Genomic DNA, 25,298 nt, shown 5'->3' with positions numbered 1-25,298 from the left:
ACCCACAAGGTCTGCACACTCTCTCCGCACCACACTCGGCCGGACCGAGTGGATCACGCCAGTACGTCCGGAAGCAGCCCTTGCCCACATAGCTGACGCTCCGTCAGATCAGCGCTACCGTGAGCGCCATGGACACCCACGACAGCACGTTTCCGCTGATCATCTCCGTGGACGACCACACCGTGGAGCCCGCGGGCGTCTGGCAGGACCGGCTTCCGGGGAAGTATCGGGAGGTCGGACCGCGCATCGTCCGGGCCCCCGTGAAGGAGATGACGTTCCTCGGAGGCCGCTTCAAGCCGGTCATGGGGCAGCCCGGCGACGACGGGCCCGTCGGGGACTGGTGGGTCTACGAGGATCTGCGGCGGCCCCTGACCCGGCTCGACACCGCCGTCGGGTACGGCAGGGACGAAATCCGGCTGGAGGTCATCACCTACGAGCAGATGCGGCCCGGGTCCTACGACGTCACCGAGCGGCTGGCCGACATGGACGTCAACCACGTCCAGTCCGCCCTCTGCTTCCCGACGTTCCCGCGCTTCTGCGGCCAGACCTTCACCGAGGCCGAGGACCACGAGCTGGGCCTGCTCTGCGTGCGCGCCTACAACGACTGGATGGTGGAGGAGTGGTGCGGCCCGGACGCGCGCGGGCGGCTCATCCCCCTGCCCATCGTCCCGCTGTGGGACGCCGGGCTGGCCGCGGAGGAGGTCCGGCGCAACGCCGCCCGCGGGGTCCGGGCCGTCGCCTTCTCCGAGATACCGCCGTTCCTCGGGCTGCCCTCGATCCACACCGACGGCTGGGACCCGTTCCTCCAGGCCTGCGACGAGACCGGCACCGTCATCGCCATGCACATCGGCTCCAGCAGCCGCATGCCCTCCACCTCCGCGGACGCCCCGCCCGCCGTCGGCTCCACCATCACGTACGCCAACTGCTGCTTCTCCATGGTCGACTGGCTGATGAGCGGCAAGTTCGAGCAGTTCCCGAACCTCAAGGTCATGTACGCCGAGGGGCAGATCGGCTGGATCCCCTACATCCTGGAGCGGGCCGACGTGGTGTGGGAGGAGAACCGCGGCTGGGGCGGAGTCGCCGACAAGGTGCACCGGCCACCGTCCGAACTGTTCGCCGAGCACGTCTACGGCTGCTTCTTCGACGATGCCTTCGGTCTGCGCAACCTCGACTCCATCGGCGTCGGCAACGTCCTCTACGAGACCGACTACCCGCACTCCGACTCCACCTGGCCCAAGTCCCGCGAGGTCGGCGAGGCGCAGATGGGGCATCTGGAGCCCCACGTGGTCGAGCGGATCGTGCGCGGCAACGCCATCGAGCTGCTCGGGCTGGCGGAGGACGGCCTGTGGCCGGGCGGCTTCGGTGGTACGCGGTGAGCCTGCGGTACGGGATGCAGCTCCCCGCCCAGTCGCAGAGCACCCTCTACGCCGAGGGGTGGGAGGCGGAGGCCGGGCCGGACGACCTGCTGGAGATCGCCCGCGCCGCCGACCGGGCCGGATTCGACTACCTGGCCGGTTGTGATCACGTCGGCATCCCGCGCCGGCTGGCCGCCGCGATGAGCACCGTCTGGTACGACCCCGTCGCCACCCTCGCCTTCCTCGCCGCCGCCACCGAACGCGTCCGGCTGCTCAGCCACGTCGCGATCGTCGGGCTGCGGCACCCCCTGCTCACCGCCAAGCAGTACGCCACCCTCGACCACCTGTCGAGCGGTCGCCTGATCCTCGGGGTCGGCGCCGGGCACGTCCAGGAGGAGTTCGAGGCCCTGGGCGTCGACTTCCGCGGGCGCGGGGCCGTGCTGGACGAGTGTCTCGACGCCCTGCGCGCCGCCCTGGGGCCCGACGAGTTCCCCGAGCACCACGGCAAGCTGTACGACTTCGAGGGGCTCGGGCAGCGGCCCCGGCCGGCGCAGGAACGGGTCCCCGTCTGGGTGGGTGGCAGTTCGCCCGCCGCCGTACGCCGGGCCGCGCTCAAGGGCGACGGGTGGCTGCCGCAGGGGGACCCGAGGGACCGGTTGCCCGGGCAGATCGCCCGGATCAGGGAACTGCGCGAGAAGGCCGGTGCGCGGGGCCCGTTCACCGTGGGTGCCATCGCCGAGCCGCTGTACGTCGGCACGCCCCGGTGGGAGGTGGGGCGCCGCACCCTCACCGGCGGGCCGCGGGAGCTCGCCGACTCGCTGCGGGCGTACCGGGCGATGGGCGTGCACCAGATCCAGGTGCGGTTCCGCAGCCGGAGCCGCAGCGAACTCACCGACCAGATCTCGGCGTTCGGCGCCGACGTCGCCCCCGAGCTGTGAGGAGACCCCATGGGCAAGCTCGACGGACGGGTCGTCATCGTCACCGGCGCCGCACGCGGCCAGGGCGAGCAGGAGGCCCGGCTGTTCGCGGCCGAGGGGGCCCGGGTGGTCCTCACGGACGTGCTCGACGACCAGGGCGAGGCCGTCGCGAAGGAGATCGGCGCGCGGTACGTCCATCTGGACGTGGGACGGGAGGACGACTGGCAGGCCGCCGTCACCGCCACCAGGGACACGTACGGCCACGTCGACGGGCTCGTCAACAACGCCGGCATCCTGCGCTTCAACTCCCTCCTCGACACACCGCTCGACGAGTTCATGCAGGTCGTGCAGGTCAACCAGGTGGGCTGCTTCCTCGGCATGAAGACGGTCGCCCCTCAGATGGCCGACGGGGGCACGATCGTCAACACCGCCTCCTACACGGGCCTGACCGGGATGGCCGCGGTGGGCGCCTACGCGGCGACCAAGCACGCCGTGGTCGGCCTGACCCGGGTCGCCGCCCTGGAACTGGCCGGGCGCGGGATACGCGTCAACGCCGTCTGCCCGGGGGCCGTCGACACGGCGATGTCCAACCCGGCCCGGCTCGACCCGGACGCCGACCCGGAGGGGACGGCGCAGGGCCTCGACCACCTGTACCGCAGGCTCGTGCCGCTGGGCAGGGTCGGGCGGCCCGAGGAGGTGGCCCGGCTCGCGCTGTTCCTGACCTCGGAGGACTCGTCGTACATCACGGGCCAGCCGTTCGTGATCGACGGCGGGTGGCTGGCCGGCGTCAGCGTCATCTGACCGCGACAGCTGACGGAGCATCAGCTATTGACGGCCCCCGGAGGCCGGTGGAACAGTCGGAGCCATAAATCTGACGGTCCGTCAGAACTGACCGTGGGGCGGTGAACCTCCTTGGAATTCGGCATCTTCGTTCAGGGATACGTCGGCAAACGGGCCGAGACCGACCCGCTCGCCGAGCACAAGGCGCTGATGGAGGAGACCGAGTACGTCATCCAGGCCGACAAGTCCGGCTTCAAGTACGCCTGGGCCTCCGAGCACCACTTCCTGGACGAGTACTCGCACCTGTCCGCCAACGACGTCTTCCTCGGGTACCTGGCGCACGCGACCGAGCGGATCCACCTCGGCTCGGGGATCTTCAACCCGCTCGCCCCGGTCAACCACCCGGTGAAGGTCGCCGAGAAGGTCGCCATGCTCGACCATCTCAGCGGCAACCGCTTCGAGTTCGGCAGCGGGCGGGGCGCCGGGTCCCACGAGATCCTCGGATTCATGCCGGGGGTCACCGACATGAACCACACCAAGGAACTCTGGGAAGAGACCATCGCCGAGTTCCCGAAGATGTGGCTCCAGGACGAGTACCAGGGCTTCCAGGGCAAACACTGGTCGCTGCCGCCGAGGAAGGTCCTGCCGAAACCGTACGGCGGCTCGCACCCGGCCATGTGGTACGCGGCCGGATCACCGCCGTCGTACGCCATGGCCGCGAAGAAGGGGCTCGGCGTGCTCGGCTTCAGCGTGCAGAAGGTCTCCGACATGGAGTGGGTGCTGGAGCAGTACAAGACGGCGATCGTGGACGCGGAACCGGTCGGCGCGTTCGTCAACGACAACGTGATGGTGACGACCACGGCGATCTGCGCGCCGACCCATGCGGAAGCCGTGCGGATCGCGGCGAGCGGTGGGCTGCACTATCTGCCGTCGCTGGTGTTCCGGTACCACGACACGTTCCCCCGGCCCGAGGGCTTCCCGGTGTGGCCGGAGACGCTGCCGGAGTACACCGAGGAGTTCGTGGAGGTCCTCATCGAGGAGGAGCTGCTGATCTGCGGGGATCCGGACGAAGTGCTGCGGCAGTGCAAGCGGTGGGAGCAGGCCGGGGCGGACCAGCTGAGTTTCGGGTTGCCGGTGGGGGTGCCGAAGGAGGAGACGCTGCAGACGATCCGGCTGGTCGGGGAGTACGTGATTCCCAGGATCGATACGGATCCCGTGCATCGGACTTCGCGGTTCCGGCAGGGGGGTTGAGCGTCGTTGGCGGGTGCGGCGGGCGTCGTGGCTTGCCGCGCCCACGCGGCGGAGCCGCAGATCGACACAGCTCCGCGCCCCTCATAGGGCAACGGACTCCAGGGAGTTGAGTGGTCATGCTCGATCACGTGATCAAGGGCGCGTCCGTCGTGGACGGGACGGGCGCCCCGGCATACCCCGCCGACGTCGGCATCCGCGGCGGTCGGATCGCCGTCATCGGGAGCGTCACCGAGGAAGCCCGCACCGCCGAGGACGCCCACGGCCTCGTCCTCACCCCCGGCTTCGTCGACCCCCACACCCACTACGACGCCCAGCTCTTCTGGGATCCGTACGCCACGCCCTCGCTCAACCACGGGGTCACCACCGTCGCGGGCGGGAACTGCGGGTTCACGCTCGCGCCGCTGCATCCGGATCGGCCCGAGGACGCCGACTACACGCGGCGGATGATGTCCAGGGTCGAGGGCATGGCGCTGGTGGCGCTGGAGGAGGGGGCGCCCTGGAACTGGCACACCTTCGGGGAGTACCTGGACGCCCTGGAGGGGCGGATCGCCGTCAACGCCGGGTTCATGGTGGGGCACTGCGCGCTGCGGCGGTACGTGATGGGGCCGCAGGCCGTGGGCGGGCAGCCGAGTCAGGAGCAGCTCGCCGCGATGGTGCGGCTGCTGCGGGAGGCCATGGACGCCGGGGCCTGGGGGCTGTCCACGACCCAGTCGAGCAGCCACTCCGACGGCGACGGGCAGCCCGTCGCCTCACGGCACGCCCAGCCGGCCGAGCTGCTGGCGCTGTCGCGGGCGGTCGGGGAGTGCGAGGGCACGCAGATCGAGGCGATCGTCGCGGGCTGTCTGGACCAGTTCAGCGACGCGGAGATCGACCTGTTCGTGGAGATGAGCGCGGTGGCGGGGCGGCCGCTGAACTGGAACGTGCTGACCATCGACGCGGCCGTCCCCGAGCGCGTGCCCAGGCAGCTGCTCGCGAGCGAGCAGGCGCGGAAGGCCGGCGGCAGGGTCGTGGCGCTCACCATGCCGATCCTCACCCCCATGAACATGTCGCTGGGGACGTTCTGCGCGCTGAACCTCATCCCCGGCTGGGGGCCCGTCCTCGGGCTGCCCGTGCCCGAGCGGATCGAGAAGCTGCGTGACCCGGACGTGCGGGCCGAGCTGCTGCGGCGGGCCCGGTCCAAGGAGGCGGGCGTCTTCCGGCGGCTGTCGAACTTCGGGCGGTACGTCATCGGCGACACCTACAGCGAGGCGAACGCCGGGCTCACCGGGCGCGTGGTGAACGACATCGCCGAGGAGCGCGGGCAGGAGCCCTTCGCGTGCCTGGTGGAGATCTGCGCCAACGACGATCTGCGCACGGTGCTGTGGCCGATGCCGACCGACAACGACCCGGCGTCCTGGGCACTGCGGGCTCAGACCTGGCAGCACGAGGACGTGCTGCTCGGCGGGTCCGACGCGGGCGCCCATCTGGACCGGATGTGCGGGGCGCCGTACACCACCCGGTTCCTCGGGGACTGCCTGCGGGGCCGGAAGCTGGTCGGTCTGGAGCAGGCCGTGAAGATGCTGACCGACGACCCGGCCCGGCTCTTCGGGCTGCGCGAGCGGGGGCAGGTGCGGGAGGGCTGGCACGCCGACCTGGTCCTGCTCGACCCTGAGCGGATCGACGCGGGCCCGGCCACCCTGGTGCACGACCTGCCGGGCGACAGCCCGCGCCTGGACTCCCGGGCGCTGGGCGTGCGGGCCGTGTGGGTCAACGGCGTCGAGGCGATCCGGGACGACGTGGTGACCGGGGCCGTACCGGGCCGGGTGCTCCGCTCCGGACGGGACACGGAGACGGTGAGCACGCGGTGACGGCACGGCAGCCGCTGTTCGTCGGCGGCTCCTGGGTGGAGCCGGACGGCGGGCACTACGAGGTGATCGACCCGGCGAGCGAGGAGAGCGTCGGCTGGGCGCCGGAGGCCTCGCGGGACCAGGTGCTCGCGGCCTGTGCGGCGGCCCGCGAGGCCTTCGGGCCGTGGTCGCGCACCGCACCCGAGGAGCGGGCCGCGGTCCTCGGGCGGGCGGCGAGGATCATCGCCGACCGGCTGAAGGAGTACGCGTCACTGGCCCGGGCGGAGACCGGAGCGACCCTCGGCACGGCACGCGGCATGCAGGTCGGCGTCGCCGCCGCCCGCTTCCGGCGCTACGCGTGCGTTGAGCCCGCCGAGTGGCCGATCCCGCCCCAGATCAACGAGGCCGGGCCGATGGGGAAGGCCGGTGTCATGGGCGCTGTGGCCGTCCGGCAGCCCGTCGGCGTCGTCACCTGCGTCACCTCGTACAACAACCCCTGGGCCAACCCGGCCGGGAAGGTCGCGCCCGCCCTGGCCATGGGCAACACGGTGGTGGTGAAACCGGCCCCGCAGGATCCGCTGTCGGTCTACCGGATGGCGCAGGCGCTGGAGGAGGCGGGTGTCCCGCCGGGCGTGGTGAACGTCGTGTCCGGCCGGTCGACCGGGGTCGGTGAGGCGGCCGTGGCGTCGCCGGACGTCGACATGGTCAGCTTCACCGGCTCCACGGCGGTCGGCCGGCGCATCGCCGAGGTGTGCGGGCGCGACATGAAACGGCAGTTGATGGAGCTGGGCGGGAAGGGCGCCGCGGTCGTCTTCGACGACGCCGACCTCCGCTCGGCCGTCGCCGGGATCGGCACCACCTTCTCCTTCTACAGCGGCCAGATCTGCACGGCACCGACACGCGTCCTGGCGCAACGCGGCATCCACGACCGGCTGGTGGAACAACTGACCGCCTACGCCGACCGGTTGAAGGTCGGGGACCCGCGCGAGCCGGACACCGTGGTCGGTCCGGTGATCTCGGCGGCCCACCGGGACCGGGTGGAGTCGTACGTCGGACTGGGCCGGAAGGAAGGCGCGGTGGTGGTGGCGGGCGGCCAACGCCCGGACCTGCCCCGTGGCTTCTACGTCGCGCCGACCCTCCTTGCGGACTGCACCAACGACATGCGCGTGGTCCGCGAGGAGATCTTCGGGCCGGTGGTGGCCGTCGTCCCCTTCGACGACGAGGAGGAGGGCATCGCGCTCGCCAACGACACCGACTACGGCCTCATCGACTACGTCTGGTCGGGCGACGTGGCCCGGGCCTTCCGGGTGGCCCGGCGGCTGCGGGCCGGCGGAGTGGGCGTGAACACCGTCGGCCGCAATATGGAAGCGCCCTTCGGCGGCTTCAAGAAGAGCGGCGTCGGCCGGGACGTCGGCTCGTACGCGCTGCACGCCTACAGCGAGGTGCAGGCGATCGTCTGGCCGGGCTGACGCCTCTCAGGCGTCCAGGTCCACCCGCACCGTCAGCAGGTTCGTCCCGAGCGCCCGCACCCCCAGGCTGTTGACCCGGGGCAGCCCCCGCAGTCGCGCCACCGGATCGTCCTGCGGCATCAGATGGGCGGTCCCCTCGTACCAGCGCCCGCGGATCCTTACCCGCACCCGCGGATCCGCCGTGATGTTGCGCACGTACTGTGACCGTGCGCCGAACTCCGACACCAGCCAGAAGGAGTCGCCGACACGGCGCCCGCCCACCGGCGTCCGACGGGGCAGTCCGGAGACGCGGCCAGTCGTCTCCAGGACCGTCTGGAGGGGAAGGCGGCGCAGGAGCGGGTTGAGGCGGCGCTGGACGGCGGTGGTCGCGCGGAACCTCAGGTCGGTGCGGCGGGACATCGGCTGCGGGTCTCCTTCGCGCGAAGTTCTCACGGCAATGGCTGCTGCCTCAATGATCCCCTGACACGGCGGGACGGGAACGGGTGCTGTGCATGCGGATCGTGACCTGGAACCTTTGACATCCTCCCCTTTCTGAAAGCGGGGGATTCCAGCCCAGTCGGGTTGAGGTTCACGGGCGCTCGAACGGCTGGTGGCCGCTGTCGCCCCTCCGGCACCGGCTGAGCACCGGGGGCGGGGGATCCCGCCCTGTCCTGCCGCGACGTTGGTTGCTGCGTTGTTGTCCGCGTTGCAGGTGAAGCCGCAGGATACGCACTCGAAGTCAGCGCCCTCGTGCCGGTACTTCCTGCGCCAGGCCGGCTCACCGAACCCGGACGTGAACCTGGCGTTCTCGGCCTTGGCGAAGTCCTTCAGTGCCTGCTGCTGCACGTCCGCGTTCCCCGAGCCCAGCCACTCGTTTGCCTGCCGGCCTCGGTCAGCTGACGGCACTGCTCCGCGAAACCGGGCGCACTCCTACGCCGTGATCCACACAAGGGGGTCCGACACTCGATCTCACTGACGTCCGAGAAAGATCGGGTTGGTGAACGCCGCCAGCGGGCCGGGGAGCGGTCCCGCCGCCGCCTCGTGCCGCAGTTCGGCCCGTACGTACGCCGCGTACGACGGCGTCGTGCGCCACTCGACCACGCCCGAGCCGGCCACCGGCAGCGGGGCGCCGGTGTGGACGACGCCCTGGTCGGTGACGAGGCGGACCGTGCAGCGCGGGGCGCCGGTGACCTCCAGGCGGACGGTGACCGGGGTGTCGCGGCCGACCGTGAGCCGCTCGCCGATGCCCGCGTGCTCGCCGCGTCCGCCGGACGCCCGCAACGACAAAGCGACTCGCGCGGACTCGGCGACGTAGGAGCGCCCCGCCCGGATGCCCTCCTGGATGGCCTCTCGGGTCAGGTCGTCGGCGAGGACGACCGTCTGGGGGCTGCCCACCGCGTCCGGGGAGCGGTGCGCGTCACTGCTGCCCATGGCCGGGATCCAGTCCCGCCCGTCCCGTACGGACGCCACCAGCATGCTGTCCCAGTCGGCCAGTGCCACCTCGTCGTCGGGTGTGCAGGGGCCGTTCCACACCTCCACCGCGTCCGCCTCGCCGAAGCCGAACTTCCAGTTGCAGCCGATGCAGGTGGCGTGCGGGTGGGCCGGTACGACCAGGCCGCCGGCGCGGCGGATCTGCCGGGCGAACCGGCCGAAACGGTTGTCACGGGCCCGGTAGCGCCAGTCGACGAAGGTGCCCGGGTCGGTGCCGAGCGCGACCACGTGCCCGTTGCGGGTGGTGACCTCCTCGCCCAGCATGACGAGCAGGTCGTCCCCGGCCACGTCCGCCCAGTGCGCGTGCGCCGCGTGCGTGTTGTGCTCGGAGGAGTTGATGAAGTCCAGGCCCGCCGCCCGGGCCAGTTCCCCGATCTCGGCGGGGGTGCGGCGGCCGTCGGAGTGCCAGGAGTGCAGATGGCAGTCGCCCCGGTACCAGGCCCGCCCCCGCCCCCTGGCCCGCTCCGGCGGGTACACCGGCTGCACGGCCTCGCCCGCCGCCCCGTACGTCAGCGTGATCGTGATCTCGTACGACAGGCCCTGCGGGGCGACCGTGTACGGGCCGAGCGCGATGTGCCAGGTGCCCTCGCGCACCGGGCCGGGAAGGTAGCCGGGCGTCGCGTCGTCCGCGCGGAGGAAGAACTCCGTACGCGCCCCGCCCGACCAGCCGCGGAAGCCCCGGCCGCCCAGTTCGGTGCCGCGGTCGTCGAAGACGCCGATGTCGAGGGCGTTGCCCAGGGTGCCGGCCGGGACGGACGGCCGGTCGTAGGTGTAGGCGACCTTCAGCTCCCGGACACCGGCCGGGACCTCGACGGGCACGTACACGAAGTCCGGGGAGCCGGGCGGCAGCGTGCCGCGCACGGTCCTGCTCTCCCGGTCCCCGTCGTCCGCTGCAGCGAAGCTCACGCTTCCCAAAGTAAGCGCGGCTGCCGCTCCCGTCACGAACAGGGCGCGCCGGCCGGGCCCGCCGTGGTTGTCCTCGCACATGCTGCTGCTCCCCAGGTGTCGTCGGTGACGTGGCGTGGGTGGTGCGGGGGTGGTGCGTGCAACCCTTGTATGGAGTCGTGAATGTGCGCGCAAGGGAGGGGAACCGGACGACGAACAGTGGATAGTCCGACCGGTCGGTATGGACAGTCGGGCCGCCCTCGGGTAGAGAGAGGTCATGCGCATCGCCGTGACGATCTTCCTCACCGACGAGACGATCACTCCGACCCGGCTCGCCCGGGAGCTGGAGGACCGCGGATTCGCCGGGTTGTACCTGCCCGAGCACACCCACATCCCCGTGGAGCGGACCACGCCGTACCCGGCGGGCGGTGAGCTGCCGCCCGAGTACGGCCGCACCCTCGACCCGTTCGTGGCCCTCGGCCAGGCCGCCGCCGTCACCGAGCGGCTCGGGCTCGGCACGGGCATCACGCTCGTCGCCCAGCACGACCCGATCGACCTGGCCAAGCAGGTCGCGACCCTCGACCATCTCTCCGGTGGCCGGTTCACGCTCGGGCTCGGCTTCGGCTGGAACGTCGAGGAGGCCGCCGACCACGGCGTGCGGTGGAGCAGCCGGCGCGAGCTGGTCCGGGACCGGATGGCGCTGATGCGCGCCCTGTGGTCGGCGGAACCGGTCGCCTACGAGGGGGAGTTCGGCGGCGTCCGGGCCAGTCACGCGTACCCGAAGCCCGTGCAGAAGCCGCGCGGACCGGTCGTGGGCCCGCGCACGCTCGTCGGCGGGGCCGCCGGGCCCAAGCTGTTCTCCCACATCAGCGAGTACGCCGACGGCTGGCTGCCGATCGGCGGCCGTGGCCTCGGCGAGGCGCTGCCGGTCCTGCGCGCCGCCTGGGCCGACGCCGGCCGTGACCCCGAGGCCCTCCAGGTCGTCCCCTACGCCGTCCACCCGACCCCGGGCAAGCTCGCCCACTACGCCGACCTCGGCATCGAGGAGGTCGTGGCGCAGCTGCCTCCGGCGGGGGAGGCGGAGGTGCTGAAGACGCTGGACCAGTACGGGGTGTTGTTGGCGTAGTCGGCGGCTCGTCCGCCGGGCGGGGTGTGCGGACGGGTGCGGATTCGTCGTGGTCGATCGCGCAGTTCCCCGCGCCCCTGAAGCCGGGCTGCGCCCCGCGCCCTCAGGGGCGCGGGGAACTGCGCGAGAAACCACGTACTACCCGCACCCGCCGACGAACCCGCACGTCCGAGCTGAACGCTCGGAGACGCAGGCGCCGCTGCTCGGCTGATCAGCGCACTCGTATGCTCGAAGGATGACGACTTCCGCGACCTCCGGAACCGGACCAACCGAGAACTCCATGCGTCGCGCCCTGAAACGGGCCAGGGACGGCGTCTCGCTCGACGTCGCCGAGGCGGCGGTGCTGCTCCAGGCCCGGGGTGAGCAGCTGGAGGATCTGTCGGCCTCGGCCGCCCGGGTGCGGGACGCGGGCCTGGCGGCGGCCGGGCGGCCGGGCGTCATCACGTACTCCAAGTCCGTCTTCATCCCGCTGACCCGGCTGTGCCGCGACAAGTGCCACTACTGCACGTTCGTCACCGTCCCCGGCAAGCTGCGCCGGGACGGGCACGGGATGTTCATGTCGCCGGACGAAGTGCTGGACATCGCCCGCAAGGGCGCCGCCCTCGGCTGCAAGGAAGCCCTCATCACCCTCGGCGACAAGCCGGAGGAGCGCTGGCCGGAGGCGCGCGAGTGGCTCGACGCGCACGGCTACGACGACACCCTCGCCTACGTCCGTGCCATCTCCGTCCGCATCCTGGAGGAGACGGGCCTGCTCCCGCACCTCAACCCGGGCGTCATGAGCTGGACGGACTTCCAGCGCCTCAAGCCCGTCGCGCCCAGCATGGGCATGATGCTGGAGACCACCGCGACCCGCCTCTGGTCGGAGCCGGGCGGCCCCCACCACGGCTCTCCCGACAAGGAGCCCGCCGTCCGGCTGCGGGTCCTGGAGGACGCCGGGCGTTCGTCCGTGCCCTTCACCTCCGGGGTCCTGATAGGCATCGGCGAGACCTACGAGGAGCGCGCCGAGTCGCTGTTCGCGCTGCGGAAGGTGTCGCGGGCCTACCACGGCATCCAAGAGCTGATCATCCAGAACTTCCGGGCCAAGCCGGACACCGCGATGCGCGGCATGCCCGACGCCGAACTGGACGAACTGGTCGCCACGGTCGCCGTGGCCCGGCTCCTCATGGGCCCGAGCGGCAACATCCAGGCCCCGCCCAACCTCGTCGACGACGAGTACGAGCGGCTGATCGGCGCCGGCATCGACGACTGGGGCGGGGTCTCCCCGCTCACCATCGACCACGTCAACCCCGAGCGCCCCTGGCCGCAGATCGAGCAACTCGCCGAGAAGTCCCGGGCCGCCGGGTTCGAGCTGCGCGAACGCCTCTGCGTCTACCCGGAGTTCGTGCGCCGCGGCGAGCCGTGGCTGGATCCGCGGCTGCGCCCGCACGTGGCCGCCCTGGCCGACCCGGAGACCGGCCTGGCGCGCCCCGAGGCCCTCCCGCAGGGCCTGCCCTGGCAGGAGCCGGAGGAGGTCTTCGTCGCGTCGGGCCGTACCGACCTGCACACCTCCATCGACACGGACGGCCGCAGCTCCGACCGCCGGGACGACTTCGACGAGGTGTACGGCGACTGGGGCGCCCTGCGCGAGGCCGCCGCCCCGGGCATGGCACCCGAGCGCATCGACACCGACGTACGGCAGGCCCTGCGCACGGCGGCCGACGACCCGACGAGGCTCACCGACGACGAGGCGCTGGCCCTGCTGCACGCGGACGGCCCGGCGCTGGACGCGCTCGCCCGGGTCGCCGACGACGTACGGAAGTCGGCCGTCGGCGACGACGTCACCTACATCGTCACGCGGAACATCAACTTCACCAACGTCTGCTACACCGGCTGCCGCTTCTGCGCCTTCGCCCAGCGCCGCACGGACGCCGACGCCTACACCCTCTCCCTGGACCAGGTCGCCGACCGGGCCCAGCAGGCCTGGGAGGTGGGCGCGGTGGAGGTGTGCATGCAGGGCGGCATCCACCCGGACCTGCCGGGCACGGCGTACTTCGACATCGCGCGGGCCGTGAAGGAACGCGTCCCGGGCATGCATGTGCACGCCTTCTCGCCGATGGAGGTCGTCAACGGCGCGACCCGCACCGGCATGTCGATCCGCGAGTGGCTGACCGCCGCCAGGGAGGCCGGCCTGGACACCATCCCCGGGACGGCCGCCGAGATCCTCGACGACGAGGTCCGCTGGATCCTCACCAAGGGCAAGCTGCCCGCGGCCGACTGGATCGACGTCGTGACGACGGCCCACGAGCTGGGCATCCGGTCCTCCTCGACGATGATGTACGGCCATGTCGACCAGCCCCGGCACTGGCTCGGGCACCTGCGCACCCTCGCGGGCATCCAGCAGCGCACGGGCGGCTTCACCGAGTTCGTGACGCTGCCGTTCGTGCACACCAACGCGCCGGTCTACCTGGCGGGGATCGCCCGCCCGGGCCCGACCATGCGCGACAACCGGGCGGTCACGGCCATGGCCCGGCTGCTGCTGCACCCGTACATCCCCAACATCCAGACCAGCTGGGTGAAGCTGGGCACGGAGGGCGCGGCCGAGATGCTCCGCTCCGGCGCGAACGACCTCGGCGGGACGCTGATGGAGGAGACCATCTCCCGCATGGCGGGCTCGTCGTACGGGTCGTACAAGTCGGTGAAGGACCTCATCGCGGTGGCGGACGCCGCGGGCCGTCCGGCCAGGGCCCGCACCACCCTGTACGGGGAGGTCTCCGAGGAGCGGCAGCGGGCGGCGGCCGCGTCGGACGGGCATCTGCCGGAGCTGCTGCCGGTGTTGGACTGACGGTCACTGCCCCCCGGCGTCCGCCGGCTGATGCACCGGCAGGGTGCGGCCGGCCGTGGCGCCGGGGGCCGCAGGAGGCGGTGCGGTCCTGCCGCGGCCCGGCCAGAGCAGCAGCAGGCCGAGGGTGCAGGCGAGCGCGGGCCAGTAGACGTAGCGGAAGTCCGTCGCGGGCATGATCGGCAGATAGCCGAGGATGTAGGCCGCCGAGCTGATGCCCAGCGCCCGGACCGGCATCGCGAAGACGCCCTTGCCGGGCCGGATGGCGAGCACGAGGGCGACCGTGAGCCAGAACCAGCCGCGGAACAGCCAGGGCACGTCCTCGATCATGCCCTTGACGTATGTGCCGAGCGCGTCCTCCAGCCGGGGGTGCGCCACCTCGACGCCCAGGTCGTTGCGGGTGATCCCCGCCTTGTACGCGTAGTCGGTCTCGAACAGCAGGGTCGTGAAGAGCAGCAGGCGGTACTGGAGATAGCCCGGCACATGCCCGCCCATCTCGCGCAGCCACAGCGATGTGATCGCGCCGGAGTCGCCGCGCAGCCCGTCGGCCGGGCGCTGGTAGCAGGCCCAGTAGGCGTCCGAGAGGGCGCCGACCCGCTCGCACTCCCGTGCCGAGGCCACGAGCCGGTCCCGCAGGGCGGGCGGCACATCGGCCGACCGCAGCTCCTGAACGCTCAGCACGTGCACGAGGTCGTCGAGCATGATCTGGGCGCCCTGTTTGGTCTGGAGCGGCGCGGCGAACAGGGAGATGGCGGCGGCGGGCACGGCGAGCCCGGCCACGAGGGCCGCCGTGCACGTCACCCACGTGCGGCGTCCGGGCCTGCCCCACAGGGCGAGGACCAGCATGACGAAGACGGGGATCGCGGCCACGACGGCGTTCTTGCGCACCAGGATCGCGTAGGCGAGGAACAGCACGCCCAGCCAGAGCAGGCCCCAGCGCAGGGCCGGGCGAGGCGCGCTGTCCCGCAGCCGCAGCCCGGTGAAGGCGACCGCGCAGGCGGCGAGCAGCGCGAACGCCGCGTGCACGTCCTTCCACACCACCCCGGCGAAGTTCAGCACGAAGGGCGCGAGGCCCACGCCGAGCACGGCGAGTGACCCGCCCCGGCTCCGGGTCAGCTCCCACACGCACCGGGCCAGCACCCACAGCGCCCCCCAGAGGACGGCCGACTGGAGGACGAGCATCGACGCGATCGACCCGGTCATGGCGATGAGTGCCCGCCACACCAGGCTCAGCACCGGCGGATGCCAGTCGGTCAGGGGGGCCTTGCCCTGGGCCTGCCGGAGCTGGTCGAGGCTGTCGGGACTGAGGAACCCGGGGGAGAAGACGAGGACCGTGGCCAGGCAGCAGAGCGCGGCGATGGCGGCCAGACCCCAGACCCAGCGCTGCGTACGCGCCACCAGTGGCTTTTGTCCCATATGCCGGATGTTAGCGGCTCAGGATGCGACGAAGACGTAGCGCCGGTAGGCGTAGAAGCGGAACAGGGTCGCGAGGATCCAGCCGAAGATGCGGGCGGTGTTGTCGCTGAGCGCCGAGTCCAGTCCGAGCAGGTGCCGGGAGGCGAAGACCGTGCCCGCGGTGATGGCGAGCCCGACCCCGTTCGCCACGAGGAACAGCGCGAGTTCGTGGGTCACCTTGTCGCGGTGCCGGCCGCGGTAGGTCCAGTAGCGGTTTCCGACCCAGCTGAAAAGCGCGGCGGCGGCCGTCGCGATGACGGACGCCTGTACGGGAGCCGTCCGCATCACCCCGCCCGCCGCGCCGCCGGGCAGACCGAAGACGAGCAGGTTGTAGCCACCGTTGTCGACGACGAAGGCCAGGGCCCCGACGACACCGAACTTGGCGGCCTCGCGCCAGATGCCCTTGATGGCGTCACGCGCACGCAGCGTCACAGAGTCGAGGACCGGCACACGGCGAGCCTAACGACCCGGCGTGACCCATCCGGTCAGGCGCGCTCATATCGCATTATGTCCAACTGTATGAGGTGCTGATGTGTGAGGTGCTGACTGTACGAGGTGCTGACGGTTGAGGTGTCGGCCGTGTGAGGAACCGGTCGGGTGAGCCGAGTGAGGAGTGGTCGTGGAACCGACGATCGCGTGTGTCGTGCCGTGCCACAACGAGGAGGCGGCCGTCGGCAAGGTGGTGCGCGACCTGCGCGCGGCCCTCCCCGAGGCCGTCGTCTACGTGTACGACAACGCCTCCACCGACCGCACCGTCGAGGTCGCCCGGGAGGCCGGGGCGATCGTCCGGCAAGAGACCCGCAAGGGCAAGGGCAACGTCATCCGCCGCGCCTTCGCCGACGTCGACGCCGACGCGCTGCTCATCATCGACGGCGACGACACCTACGACGCCTCCCGCGCCCGCGACCTGGTGGACCTGCTCTTCGAGGGACCGTACGACCAGGTCGTCGGCGCCCGCCGGGTGACGGTCGACGGGGCCTACCGGGCCGGGCACGCCGTCGGGAACAAAGTGCTCACCGGGGCGGTGCGGTCCCTGTTCGGCAACGACGTGACCGACATGCTCAGCGGCTACCGGGTCTTCTCGCGGCGCTTCGTGAAGTCCTTCCCGGCGCTCGCCCGCGAGTTCGAGACCGAGACCGAGATGACCATCCACGCGCTGCACCTGCGGCTGCCCACCGCGGAGGTCCTGACGGACTACCGGGTCCGGCCCGCCGGCGGCGAGAGCAAGCTGCGCACCTACCGGGACGGCTGGCGCATCCTGCGGGTCATCCTCGACCTGGCGCGGCGCGAACGCCCCTCGCTGGTCCACACCGTGATCGCGGGCGTCCTCGCCCTGGTCTCCCTCGTCCTCGGCATCCCCGTCATCGCCGACTTCGTCGAGACGGGCACCGTGCCGCGGGTCCCCACGGCGATCCTCGCCGCCGCGATCATGACCATCGCCGCGCTCGTGCTGCTCGTGGGCTACATCCTCGAATCGCTCATGCACATGCGCCAGGAGCAGACCCGCCTGGTGCACCTCTCCTACCCGGCCCCGGTGCGCACCCCGCGCTACGCCGCCCGCGGCGCCGGCACGGGCCCGGTCCCGGTCCGCAAGACCGCCCGGCACACCCCCTGAGGGAGCCGAGGGGCTGCGCGTGCGCAGTACGATGATCGGAACCCCGTTTCGGTGCGGGGTCCCGTGACTGAGGAGATGCGTGCCGGTGCCTGCCCGACTTCCTTCGTGGGCCTGGGTGACCGGGCTGACCGTGGGAGCGATAGCCGCGGTGACGGTCCTGGGCGTACAGGCGGACCGGGGCTCCCACCCCACCGCGACGTCGGCCAAGCCGAGCGGCACGGCCTCGGCGCAGCCCACCCCCACGGCGTCGGCCCCGGCGCGGGTGCCCGACGGCTCCGGCACCGGCCGGCGCGTCGTCTACTCCCTCGGCGAGAAGCGGGTGTGGCTGGTCGACGCGAGCGAGGCGACCCGCCGCACGTTCACCGTCTGGCCGGGCTCGGTCAGCCCCGACCCGGGCACCTACACCGTGTCGTCGCGCAACGCGGCCACGACCGGCTCGGACGGCGTCCAGATCGAGCACATCATGTACTTCGCCGCGAAGGACGGGGTGTCCGTCGCCTTCTCCAACGCGGTCGACGGGGCCTCGCCGCCGCCCGCCGCCTCCGGCACCAAGACGGGCGGAGTCAGGATGCGGAAGGCGGACGGCACGGCACTGTGGGCGTTCGGCACGGTCGGCACGACCGTGACCGTGGTCAAGTAGCGGCAGCGCTCAGGAGGGCAGCGCTCAGGAGGCGGGCGTCTGAGCCCGCGGGGCCGGCAGCTGGTTGACGATCAGCACGACCCCGCTGAACAGGAAGACGCGCGTCGCGGCGTCCAGCCCGTTCCAGTCCTCCGACTGCCACATCGAGAACCACTCGCCGCCGATGCCGATGAACCCGGCCCCGAACAGCAGCATCACCATCAGCAGCCCGTACGTGGACATCCGCCGGGCGCGCGGGTCTTCGCGTCTGGCCCACAGCCAGCTCCCGTATATGAGGACCAGCGCGGCGACGGTCTCCCAGACGATGATCGCGACGTAGGCGGCGTCCTGCAGCCCCCGGCTCGTGACGGCCCGCCACATCAGGTCCTCGTCCTTGAACGTGGTGTCCATGGCCAGCACGTGCCGGACGAACTGCTGGTTGGTCCCGAAGTCGGTGATGTTCCCGAACGCGACGAGCGCCATGTAGAGGGCGACGGAGGCGGTGAGCAGGGTGGCGGCGAGCGACAGTGTGCCGCGTGGTGTGGAGGTGGCCATGCCGATCATTCTCCCCAGCGGCCGGGGCGGACGCGACAGAATGAGCCCGAAGCCGACCGCGTGAGACGAGGGGACGTACGGATGGCCCAGGCGCGACCGTCGATGCAGGAGCTGATCCGGCAGCGCACCCGGGCCGGATTCGTCGGCCGGGGCGCCGAACGGGCCCTGTTCCGGCTGAACTTCGACACCGCCCCGCACGACGAACGCCACCGCTTCCGCTTCCACGTGCAGGGCAACGCCGGCGTCGGAAAGACGTTCCTGCTGCGGGAGTTCGAGCAGATCGCCCGTGAACAGGGCGCGTTGACGGCGTACGTCGACGACAGCACGGGCAGCGTGCCGGAAACGATGGCGGAGATCAGTCGTCAGTTCGCCTCCCAGGGAGCGCGGTTGAAGGAGCTCGACCGGCTGCTCGCCGCCCACCGCGAACGCCGGCAGGAGGCGGAGCTGGCTGCGCTGACGGCGCTGGACACGGAGTCGGAGGCCACCGGACCGTCGGCCGGCGGGCGGGTGGCGGCACGGGCCGGGATGGTGGCCGCCGGGATGGTGCCGGTGGTCGGCCCGCTGGCGGGGATGCTGGACGAGGACCAACTCGCGCGCTCGGCGGACCGACTGCGCGCCGGACTGGCCGCTCGCTTCCGCAGCCACGAGGACCTGCAACTGGTCCTCGCCCCCGAACGGGTGCTCACACCGGTGCTCCTGCGCGAGCTGATGGAAGCCCCGGCCCCGTGGATCGCCCTTTTCCTGGACACGTACGAGCGGACGGGCGCGTACCTGGACGCCTGGCTGCACGAGACGATGACGACCGACCGCCACGGCGCCATGCCCGCCACGACGGTGGTGGTCACGGCGGGCCAGACATCTCTGGAGCGGTCCCGCTGGGGCGGCTTGGCGGACTTCGTGGCCGTCATGCCCCTGGCCCCCTTCACGGAGCCGGAGGCACGCGGCTTGCTGGCCGCCAAGGGCGTGACCGCCGAACCGGTCGTGTCCGAGGTCCTGCGCCTGAGCGGTGGCCTCCCCGTCTTGGTCTCCACCCTCGCCGAGTCCCGCCCCACCGACCCCGGCGACGTGGGCGACCCGAGCGCGACGGCGGTGGAGCGATTCCTGAAGTGGGAGCGCGACCCGGTGCGCCGAGCCGCCGCGCTCTCCTGTGCCCTCCCGAGGTGGCTGGACGGGGACGTGTTCCGGGCGGTGGCCAACTGCCCGGACGAGGACGCTGACACGGTCTACGACTGGCTGCGGTCGCTGCCGTTCGTAGCCGACCGGGACGGCGAACGGTGGCGCTACCACGATGTCGTACGGGCGCCGATGCTGCGGGCGGAGCGGCGCCGCTCCCCGCGCGGATGGGCGGCGCGGCACCGGGGACTGGCGCAGGTGTTCGGGGGCTGGCGGGAGGAGGCCGAACAGGCCGCTGCCGATCCCTGGGCGGACGGGACCTGGCGGGACCTGCGCCTGGCCGAGACGTACCACCTGCTCTGCACGGGCGACAGGGAGGCGGTCCCGGCCGCACTGCGGGACTGCGTACGGGCATGCGCCGTCGACGAGGTGACGGCCCGGCAGTGGGCACAGGCCCTGACGGACGCCGGCCGCGACGCGGAGGCCGAGGGGGCGGCCGACTGGGGCAGCGACCTCACCGCGGCCCTCGCCGACGGCGGCGTCACGACGGCCCTGGCACTGCTCCTGCGACGTGCGGGCTTCGACCCCAGGACCCGTGCCCTGGCGCATACGGCCCGAGGCAGCGCCCTGCGGCACGGCGGCGCGCACGAGGAGGCGCTCGCCGAGTACGACAGGGCGCTGGCGCTGGACCCCGGTCTCGCCCACGCGTATCGCAGCCGCGCCATGACCAAGGGCGAACTGGGGGACTACGAGGGTGCGTTGACGGACCTCGACGAGGCGTTGTCACTGCACCCCGAGGACGCGCGGGGCCGCGCGATCCGCGGCGACTACCTGCGCATCGAGGACCGCTACGACGAGGCTCTGCGGGACCTCGACGAAGCGATCCGGCTCGACCCCGGGACGCACATCGCGTGGGCGTCACGCGGAGCGATCCGTTTCAACAGAGGCGATCCCGAGGCGGCGCTGGCCGACCTGACCCAGGCCCTGGAACTCGAACCGGACTATCCGTGGGCGCTCACCCGCAGGGCCCGGGTGTGGCGGGTACTGGGCCAGCCCGATCGCCAGTTGGCCGACCTCGACCACGCGGTTTCACTGAACCCGGACTGGCCCTGGAGCCGCTGCGAACGGGGCGACGCTCTCCGGACCGCGGGCCGGGACGAGGAGGCGGTGGCCGACCTGGACATCGCGATCGCTCTGGACCCCGCATACGTGTCCGCGTACGCGAGCCGGGGGGAGTCCCTGGCTCGACTGGGCCGCCACGCGGAGGCCCTGGCGGACCTGAGCCGGGCGGTGGGAATGCGTCCGGGATACGTCTGGGCACTGTGCCGCCGGGCTGTGCTGCACGCCGTGACGGGGCGATGGGAAGAGGCCCGTGCGGATGTGGAGCGTGTCAGGGAACTGAATTCCGAGATGCTGGGACGGCTTCCTGATACCGACCGCGCGGTACTGGCTCCGCTTCTCGCCGGGTGAACGGCAGGCGAATTACCTGTGTGCGAACGTAATCGGGCCGTTTCGCAATGCCGACCCGCCGGGTAATATCCGAAGCAAGAGGTCTGTGGTTCGGTCGAGTTGTCTTCTGGGAGGTGTGCGATGGTGCGGCGGACGATCCCTGATGAATCCCGTCACCAGTCGGCACATGCGCTCCCGGGCCACAGCGGTTCCCGGTTCCAGCGCGTCTTGTTCGCCTGACCGGTCCCTCCATTTCCCCCTGGTAGTACCCACCCGCCAACATCCCTGTGTACAAAGGAGGAGTCCGTGTTCGACGAGCGCAAAGAAGCGGAAATGAGGCTGTATTCGGAGAAGCTCGCGCGGGAACTCGCCCTGAAGAAGGAGCGCGAGGAGACCGACGAGCCGACCGATACCCCTGAAACGCCCCTTGTTCAGAACTGAGGGTCAACGCCCCGCCGCGAACTCCACGAACTCGGACCAGGCGTCGCAAGTGAACGCCAACCGGGCGTCGTTCCTGTTCTTGGAGTCGCGGAGGAGGATGGCGGGCTGAGCCGTGGATATGGCGACCTCTACGCAATCGGGTCCGTCGTTTCCGCTGTCGCCGACCCGAACTCCGCCTGCTTCAGCCCAGCTGTCTCGCGCCGCATCTTGATCTGCCGGCCGACCGTCCTGAGCACGGCCGCCGCTTCCTCGTCCTCCACGCCTTCCCCTCCTTGCGTACGACCCGTACGGCCCCGCCCTGCGCCCGGACCGTCACGCTCCGTACCGGGGTCACCGGCGCCCGGGGCGACCGGATCCCACGGCTCCCGGAGCCGGTGGCGGACGACGCCGAGGGAGGCAGGGGCCTGCGCATCGTCGACGCGTACGCGGACTACTGGGGCCTGACGCGGGCACCGGCCGGTGCGAAAACGCTGTGGGCAGAACTCGGCGGTCGCGACCCGGGAGCGGCGGGGGAGGGGCGGGATCGCGGCCTGTCGTGATCCGGGCGGACCTCGGCGTCGAAGAGCCCGGGGCGCCATCGCCGTCATCACACCCTTACATGTCCACGAGGTCGCCTCGGGCCGGAACGGCCCCGCCCTCGACGCAGGAGGCGAGATGTTGGTGCAGACCCAGCTCAAGGCACTGCTGCAGGACGGTGCGCGGGGTGCCGAGCGGCATGACGCCCGCCATCTGCAGCGCTCGTGGCGCAAGTTCGCCGCCTTCGCCTACGTCGTCGAGCAGTACGGCTACCGCTACGACGGGCTGTCGCCCCTGTCGCCCCAGGGCAGTCCGAACCCGTACTTCGCCTTCCGGCGCATGCCGGACGCCGCGGAACGGGCGGCCCGCACCGCCGCCCGGTATCCGGACGCCCTGGACGGCGGACCGCTGCCCGGCATGCGTCCCGGCGGGCATCGCCTGCGTCCGCTGCCCGAGGCGCGGCGCGACGTCGATCTGCTGCACGCCCGGATCATGGTCGACTACAGCTGCACCCACCGGCGGCGGGGACTGATCGCCCTCCTGCTCATCCCCCTGGTGCTGCTGATCCCGCTCTCGCAGACCGGCTTCTCCGGGCCGGCGCTTCTGGTCTGTGCCGCCGTCTGGCTGTTCTTCGCCGGTCTGTGGGCGCTCGGTCTGCTCATCGCCCGGCGCCGCCACCGGAAGTACGGCGAGATGCTGCGAGCCGCGGGGATCACCTGGCCGCGGACCTGAGGCCACCGACCGGGATCTCCTGGCCACACCCCGCACCGTTCCGCCCCCTGAACCCGCCGTTCCCGTTCGATTACAGTGCTGAGCTGTCGTACGTGTGGACGGTCCCTGGGAGGTCAAGGTGGGTGCGACTGCCGGCGCCGTCTGGGGCCGTACAGAGCAGCAGGACTTCCGCAGCCGGGTGCGCGGGACCCTGCTCGGCGTCGCCGTGGGGGACGCGCTGGGGACACCGGTCGACCGGCTGACCATCGACGGGATACGGGAGGCGCACGGGGCGGAGGGCCTGGTGGACCTGGCCCCCGCCTTCGGCAGACGCGGCGCCGTCACGCACCTCACCCAGCTCACCCTGTTCTCCGTCGACGGGCTGATCCGGGCCCAGGTCAGACGGGACACGGGTGCCTGGCATCCGCCGACCGATCTGCACCGGGCGTATCTGCGCTGGGCCGCCACCCAGCGTGACTGGGGCCCCGACGAACGCCGCAAGGAGGACGGGTGGCTGGCGCGGGAGGAGTGGCTGTACGCGCGGCGGGACCCGAGCCGCGCGCTGCTGCTGGGGCTCGGCGACGAGACCATGGGGACGCCGGAGGCGCCAAAGAACCCCGGTGAGGCCGGGCCCGAGGCCGCCGCCCGGTCGGCCCCCTTCGGGCTGCTGGTGGGCTGGGAGCCGCAGCTGGTCGCCCAGCTCGCCGTCGAGTGCGCGGCGCAGACCCACGGCCATCCCACGGCGGCCCTGGCGGCGGGCGCGTACGCCGTGATCGTGCATGCGCTGGCGCTGGGCGAGAGCCTCGACGCGGCCGTGCAGCGGACCTTCGGGCTGCTGGCCGCCCGGCCGGGGCACCAGCCGGTGTCGGACGCGTTGCAGCATGCGCTGGGTGCCGTGCGGCAGGGCATGCCCGGCCCGGAGCGGGTGGCCGAGCTGTGCGGGACCGGTACGGCGGAGAGCCTGGTCGGCGCCTCCGTGTACTGCGCGCTCGTCGCCGCCGACGTCCGGCACGGGCTGTGTCTCGCCGTGAACCACGACGGCCCGTCCGCCGCCACCGGCGCGCTGACCGGCGGCCTGCTCGGCGCCCTGCACGGGGAAACAGCCCTCCCCCCGGCCTGGCTGGCCGAGCTGGAGGGCCGACCCACCGTCCTGGAGCTCGCCGACGACTTCGCCATGGAGATGACCCAGGGGCCCGCCCTGCACGGGCCCGGCGGGTCGTCACCGGGGTGGCTCGCCCGCTATCCGAGAGCGTGACCCGCCCCCACACGGCCCGAGCCGGCGGCAGCGTCATCGGCGGGTCACTCCCTGCTGGTCGTCCGGACCACCTCGTCCGCCGGGCCGGCCGGCACCGGGATCGTGGCCGCCGTCGTGCCGTCCCCGTCCGTGTTGATGCGCTCGATGATCGCCAGCCGTTCCGGGGTGTCCTCCGGCCGGATGTAGCCGACCAGGACGTAGAGGATCAGTGAGACGGCCAGCGGGATCGACACCTGGTACTGGAGCGGCACGCCGCCCTCGACGTTCCAGTTGATCGGGTAGTTCACCAGCCAGAACGCGAGCAGGCCCATCGACCAGCTGACGAGGGCCGCCGTCGGGCCGGAGCGGCGGAACGCGCGCAGCAGGCCGAGCATCATCGGGATCGCCATCGGGCCCATCAGACCGGCCACCCATTTGATGACGACCGTGATGATGTCCTTGAAGGCGGGGGAGTTGACCTGCGTCGCCGCCGCCATGGACAGACCGAGGAAGACGACCGTCGCGATGCGGGCGACCCGCAGGCCCTGGCTCTGGTTCCAGGACCGGGCCCTCGCCCAGATCACCGGCGCGCAGTCCCGGGTGAACACCGCCGCGATGGCGTTGGCGTCGGAGGAGCACATGGCCATCGTGTGCGAGAAGAAGCCGACGATGACCAGGCCCAGCAGGCCGTGCGGCAGGAGCTGTTCGGTCATCAGGGCGTAGGAGTCCGAGCCGTCCGGCTTCTGCGACTCGACCAGCAGCGGCGACATCCACATGGGGAAGAACAGCACCAGCGGCCAGACCAGCCAGAGGATCGCCGAGAGGCGGGCCGACCGCTCGGCCTCCTTGGCGTTCGGCGTGGCCATGTAGCGCTGGGCCTGGTTGAGCATGCCGCCGTTGTACTCGAAGAGCTTGATGAAGAGGAACGCGAGCAGGAACACCGTGCCGTACGGCCCGACCAGCGGTTTCTCGTGGCCCTGCAGCTCGGGCGAGTTCCAGACGCCGAAGAAGCCGCCGTGGTCGTCGAGGCGTACGAAGACCGCCACGAACATCGCGATGCCGGCCAGCAACTGGATGATGAACTGCCCGAGTTCGGTCAGCGCGTCCGCCCAGAGGCCGCCGATCGTGCAGTAGATGGCCGTGATGCTGCCGGTGATGAGGATGCCCTGGTTGAGGCTGATCCCCGTGAAGACGGACAGCAGCGTGGCGATCGCCGCCCACTTCGCGCCCACGTCCACGATCTTCAGCAGCATCCCCGACCAGGCCAGCGCCTGCTGCGTCTTGAGGTCGTAGCGGTTCTTCAGGTACTCCAGCGGGGAGGCCACATGGAGCCGGGAACGCAGCCGGTTGATGCGCGGGGCGAACAGCTTCGACCCGATGGCGATGCCCAGGGCGATGGGGAAGGACCAGGTGACGAAGGACGTGACGCCGTAGGTGTAGGCGATGCCCGCGTACCCGGTGAACATCACCGCGCTGTAGCCCGACATGTGGTGCGAGATGCCGGAGAGCCACCACGGCATCTTGCCGCCGGCGGTGAAGAAGTCGCTGACGTTGTCGACGCGTTTGTGCGACCAGACGCCGATCGCGACCATCACGGCGAAGTAGCCGATGAGCACGGCCCAGTCGAGACCGTTCATGAATCCCCTTCCACGGTGCTGCCGCCAGGGTCAGGCATGTGAACTCTGGGTTCGGT

General features: G+C 71.6%; 22 protein-coding genes and 1 pseudogene. 15 read left to right on the top strand and 8 right to left on the bottom strand.

Features of this window, described 5'->3' with window-relative positions:
- Positions 1–128 precede the first annotated feature (128 nt).
- The 6 genes from A4E84_RS17360 (at position 129) to A4E84_RS17335 (ending at position 7,598) form a co-directional block, all read left to right on the top strand.
- The gene (locus tag A4E84_RS17360; RefSeq protein ID WP_062927457.1) at positions 129–1,376 is read left to right on the top strand and encodes an amidohydrolase family protein; all 1,248 of its coding nucleotides are present in this window, start codon (positions 129–131) and stop codon (positions 1,374–1,376) included.
- Positions 1,377–1,390: 14 nt separating this feature from the next.
- Positions 1,391–2,293, top strand: coding sequence for a TIGR03619 family F420-dependent LLM class oxidoreductase (locus A4E84_RS17355; RefSeq protein WP_062931492.1), 903 nt, complete (start codon positions 1,391–1,393; stop codon positions 2,291–2,293).
- Between the two features lie 9 nt (positions 2,294–2,302).
- On the top strand, positions 2,303–3,073 hold the full coding sequence (locus A4E84_RS17350; RefSeq protein WP_062927456.1) for an SDR family NAD(P)-dependent oxidoreductase: 771 nt from the start codon (positions 2,303–2,305) through the stop codon (positions 3,071–3,073).
- A 111-nt stretch (positions 3,074–3,184) separates the two neighbouring features.
- The gene (locus A4E84_RS17345) at positions 3,185–4,303 is read left to right on the top strand and encodes an LLM class flavin-dependent oxidoreductase (protein ID WP_062927455.1); all 1,119 of its coding nucleotides are present in this window, start codon (positions 3,185–3,187) and stop codon (positions 4,301–4,303) included.
- 116 nt (positions 4,304–4,419) lie between these two features.
- A complete protein-coding gene (locus A4E84_RS17340; protein ID WP_062931491.1) occupies positions 4,420–6,150 on the top strand; it encodes an N-acyl-D-amino-acid deacylase family protein in 1,731 nt (576 codons plus the stop codon).
- A complete protein-coding gene (locus tag A4E84_RS17335) occupies positions 6,147–7,598 on the top strand; it encodes an aldehyde dehydrogenase family protein (protein WP_062927454.1) in 1,452 nt (483 codons plus the stop codon). Before A4E84_RS17340 ends, A4E84_RS17335 begins: the two co-directional genes overlap by 4 nt.
- 6 nt (positions 7,599–7,604) lie before the next feature.
- Here A4E84_RS17335 and A4E84_RS17330 read toward each other — a convergent pair whose 3' ends face one another.
- The gene (locus tag A4E84_RS17330) at positions 7,605–7,997 is read right to left on the bottom strand and encodes a nitroreductase/quinone reductase family protein (RefSeq protein WP_062927453.1); all 393 of its coding nucleotides are present in this window, start codon (positions 7,995–7,997) and stop codon (positions 7,605–7,607) included.
- 549 nt (positions 7,998–8,546) lie between these two features.
- On the bottom strand, positions 8,547–10,055 hold the full coding sequence (locus A4E84_RS17325; protein ID WP_062927452.1) for a CehA/McbA family metallohydrolase: 1,509 nt from the start codon (positions 10,053–10,055) through the stop codon (positions 8,547–8,549).
- A gap of 175 nt (positions 10,056–10,230) precedes the next feature.
- Here A4E84_RS17325 and A4E84_RS17320 point away from each other — a divergent pair, with 175 nt between their 5' ends.
- Positions 10,231–11,079: an LLM class F420-dependent oxidoreductase gene (locus tag A4E84_RS17320; RefSeq protein ID WP_062927451.1), complete on the top strand. Its 849-nt coding sequence runs from the start codon at positions 10,231–10,233 to the stop codon at positions 11,077–11,079.
- Positions 11,080–11,314: 235 nt separating this feature from the next.
- The gene (locus A4E84_RS17315; protein WP_062927450.1) at positions 11,315–13,900 is read left to right on the top strand and encodes a bifunctional FO biosynthesis protein CofGH; all 2,586 of its coding nucleotides are present in this window, start codon (positions 11,315–11,317) and stop codon (positions 13,898–13,900) included.
- A 3-nt stretch (positions 13,901–13,903) separates the two neighbouring features.
- Here the strand turns inward: A4E84_RS17315 and A4E84_RS17310 are convergent, their stop codons facing one another.
- Both A4E84_RS17310 and A4E84_RS17305 read right to left on the bottom strand, forming a co-directional pair.
- Positions 13,904–15,313 carry a hypothetical protein gene (locus A4E84_RS17310; protein ID WP_062927449.1) on the bottom strand — a complete coding sequence of 470 codons (1,410 nt, stop codon included), beginning with the start codon at positions 15,311–15,313 and terminating at the stop codon, positions 13,904–13,906.
- An 18-nt stretch (positions 15,314–15,331) separates the two neighbouring features.
- Positions 15,332–15,802 (bottom strand): GtrA family protein, encoded by a 471-nt coding sequence (locus A4E84_RS17305; protein WP_062927448.1) that lies wholly within the window; start codon positions 15,800–15,802, stop codon positions 15,332–15,334.
- 163 nt (positions 15,803–15,965) lie between these two features.
- Here A4E84_RS17305 and A4E84_RS17300 point away from each other — a divergent pair, with 163 nt between their 5' ends.
- Both A4E84_RS17300 and A4E84_RS17295 read left to right on the top strand, forming a co-directional pair.
- Positions 15,966–16,967, top strand: a complete 1,002-nt coding sequence (locus A4E84_RS17300; RefSeq protein WP_062927447.1) for a glycosyltransferase family 2 protein — start codon at positions 15,966–15,968, stop codon at positions 16,965–16,967.
- A 79-nt stretch (positions 16,968–17,046) separates the two neighbouring features.
- A complete protein-coding gene (locus tag A4E84_RS17295) occupies positions 17,047–17,607 on the top strand; it encodes a hypothetical protein (protein WP_062927446.1) in 561 nt (186 codons plus the stop codon).
- Positions 17,608–17,631: 24 nt separating this feature from the next.
- On the opposite strand, the gene A4E84_RS17290 is transcribed toward A4E84_RS17295, so the two are convergent.
- The gene (locus tag A4E84_RS17290; protein WP_062931490.1) at positions 17,632–18,141 is read right to left on the bottom strand and encodes a DUF2165 domain-containing protein; all 510 of its coding nucleotides are present in this window, start codon (positions 18,139–18,141) and stop codon (positions 17,632–17,634) included.
- Positions 18,142–18,222: 81 nt separating this feature from the next.
- Between A4E84_RS17290 and A4E84_RS17285 the strand changes: the two genes are divergently transcribed.
- Positions 18,223–20,724, top strand: coding sequence for an ATP-binding protein (locus tag A4E84_RS17285; RefSeq protein ID WP_079129001.1), 2,502 nt, complete (start codon positions 18,223–18,225; stop codon positions 20,722–20,724).
- A gap of 285 nt (positions 20,725–21,009) precedes the next feature.
- A complete protein-coding gene (locus A4E84_RS45235) occupies positions 21,010–21,144 on the top strand; it encodes a hypothetical protein (protein ID WP_257784340.1) in 135 nt (44 codons plus the stop codon).
- Between the two features lie 3 nt (positions 21,145–21,147).
- Here the strand turns inward: A4E84_RS45235 and A4E84_RS45485 are convergent, their stop codons facing one another.
- Together A4E84_RS45485 and A4E84_RS42245 are read right to left on the bottom strand one after the other, a co-directional pair.
- A complete protein-coding gene (locus A4E84_RS45485; RefSeq protein ID WP_335340853.1) occupies positions 21,148–21,243 on the bottom strand; it encodes a DUF397 domain-containing protein in 96 nt (31 codons plus the stop codon).
- A 59-nt stretch (positions 21,244–21,302) separates the two neighbouring features.
- Positions 21,303–21,404: pseudogene (locus tag A4E84_RS42245) on the bottom strand (transcriptional regulator); the annotation flags it as partial.
- A 12-nt stretch (positions 21,405–21,416) separates the two neighbouring features.
- Here A4E84_RS42245 and A4E84_RS17280 point away from each other — a divergent pair.
- The 3 genes from A4E84_RS17280 (at position 21,417) to A4E84_RS17270 (ending at position 23,626) form a co-directional block, all read left to right on the top strand.
- Positions 21,417–21,683 (top strand): ATP-binding protein, encoded by a 267-nt coding sequence (locus tag A4E84_RS17280; RefSeq protein WP_062927445.1) that lies wholly within the window; start codon positions 21,417–21,419, stop codon positions 21,681–21,683.
- 115 nt (positions 21,684–21,798) lie between these two features.
- Positions 21,799–22,392, top strand: a complete 594-nt coding sequence (locus tag A4E84_RS17275; RefSeq protein WP_062927444.1) for a hypothetical protein — start codon at positions 21,799–21,801, stop codon at positions 22,390–22,392.
- Between the two features lie 118 nt (positions 22,393–22,510).
- Positions 22,511–23,626, top strand: a complete 1,116-nt coding sequence (locus tag A4E84_RS17270; RefSeq protein ID WP_062931489.1) for an ADP-ribosylglycohydrolase family protein — start codon at positions 22,511–22,513, stop codon at positions 23,624–23,626.
- A gap of 44 nt (positions 23,627–23,670) precedes the next feature.
- Here A4E84_RS17270 and A4E84_RS17265 read toward each other — a convergent pair whose 3' ends face one another.
- Entirely contained in the window at positions 23,671–25,242 is a 1,572-nt protein-coding gene (locus A4E84_RS17265) for a sodium:solute symporter family protein (RefSeq protein WP_062927443.1), read from the bottom strand.
- Positions 25,243–25,298: the final 56 nt, after the last annotated feature.

Source organism: Streptomyces qaidamensis (genome assembly GCF_001611795.1).
Classification (GTDB): Bacteria; Actinomycetota; Actinomycetes; order Streptomycetales; family Streptomycetaceae; genus Streptomyces; species Streptomyces qaidamensis.
Note: the sequence above shows the minus strand (reverse complement) of the source record. Positions and strands in the feature narration are given on the sequence as shown.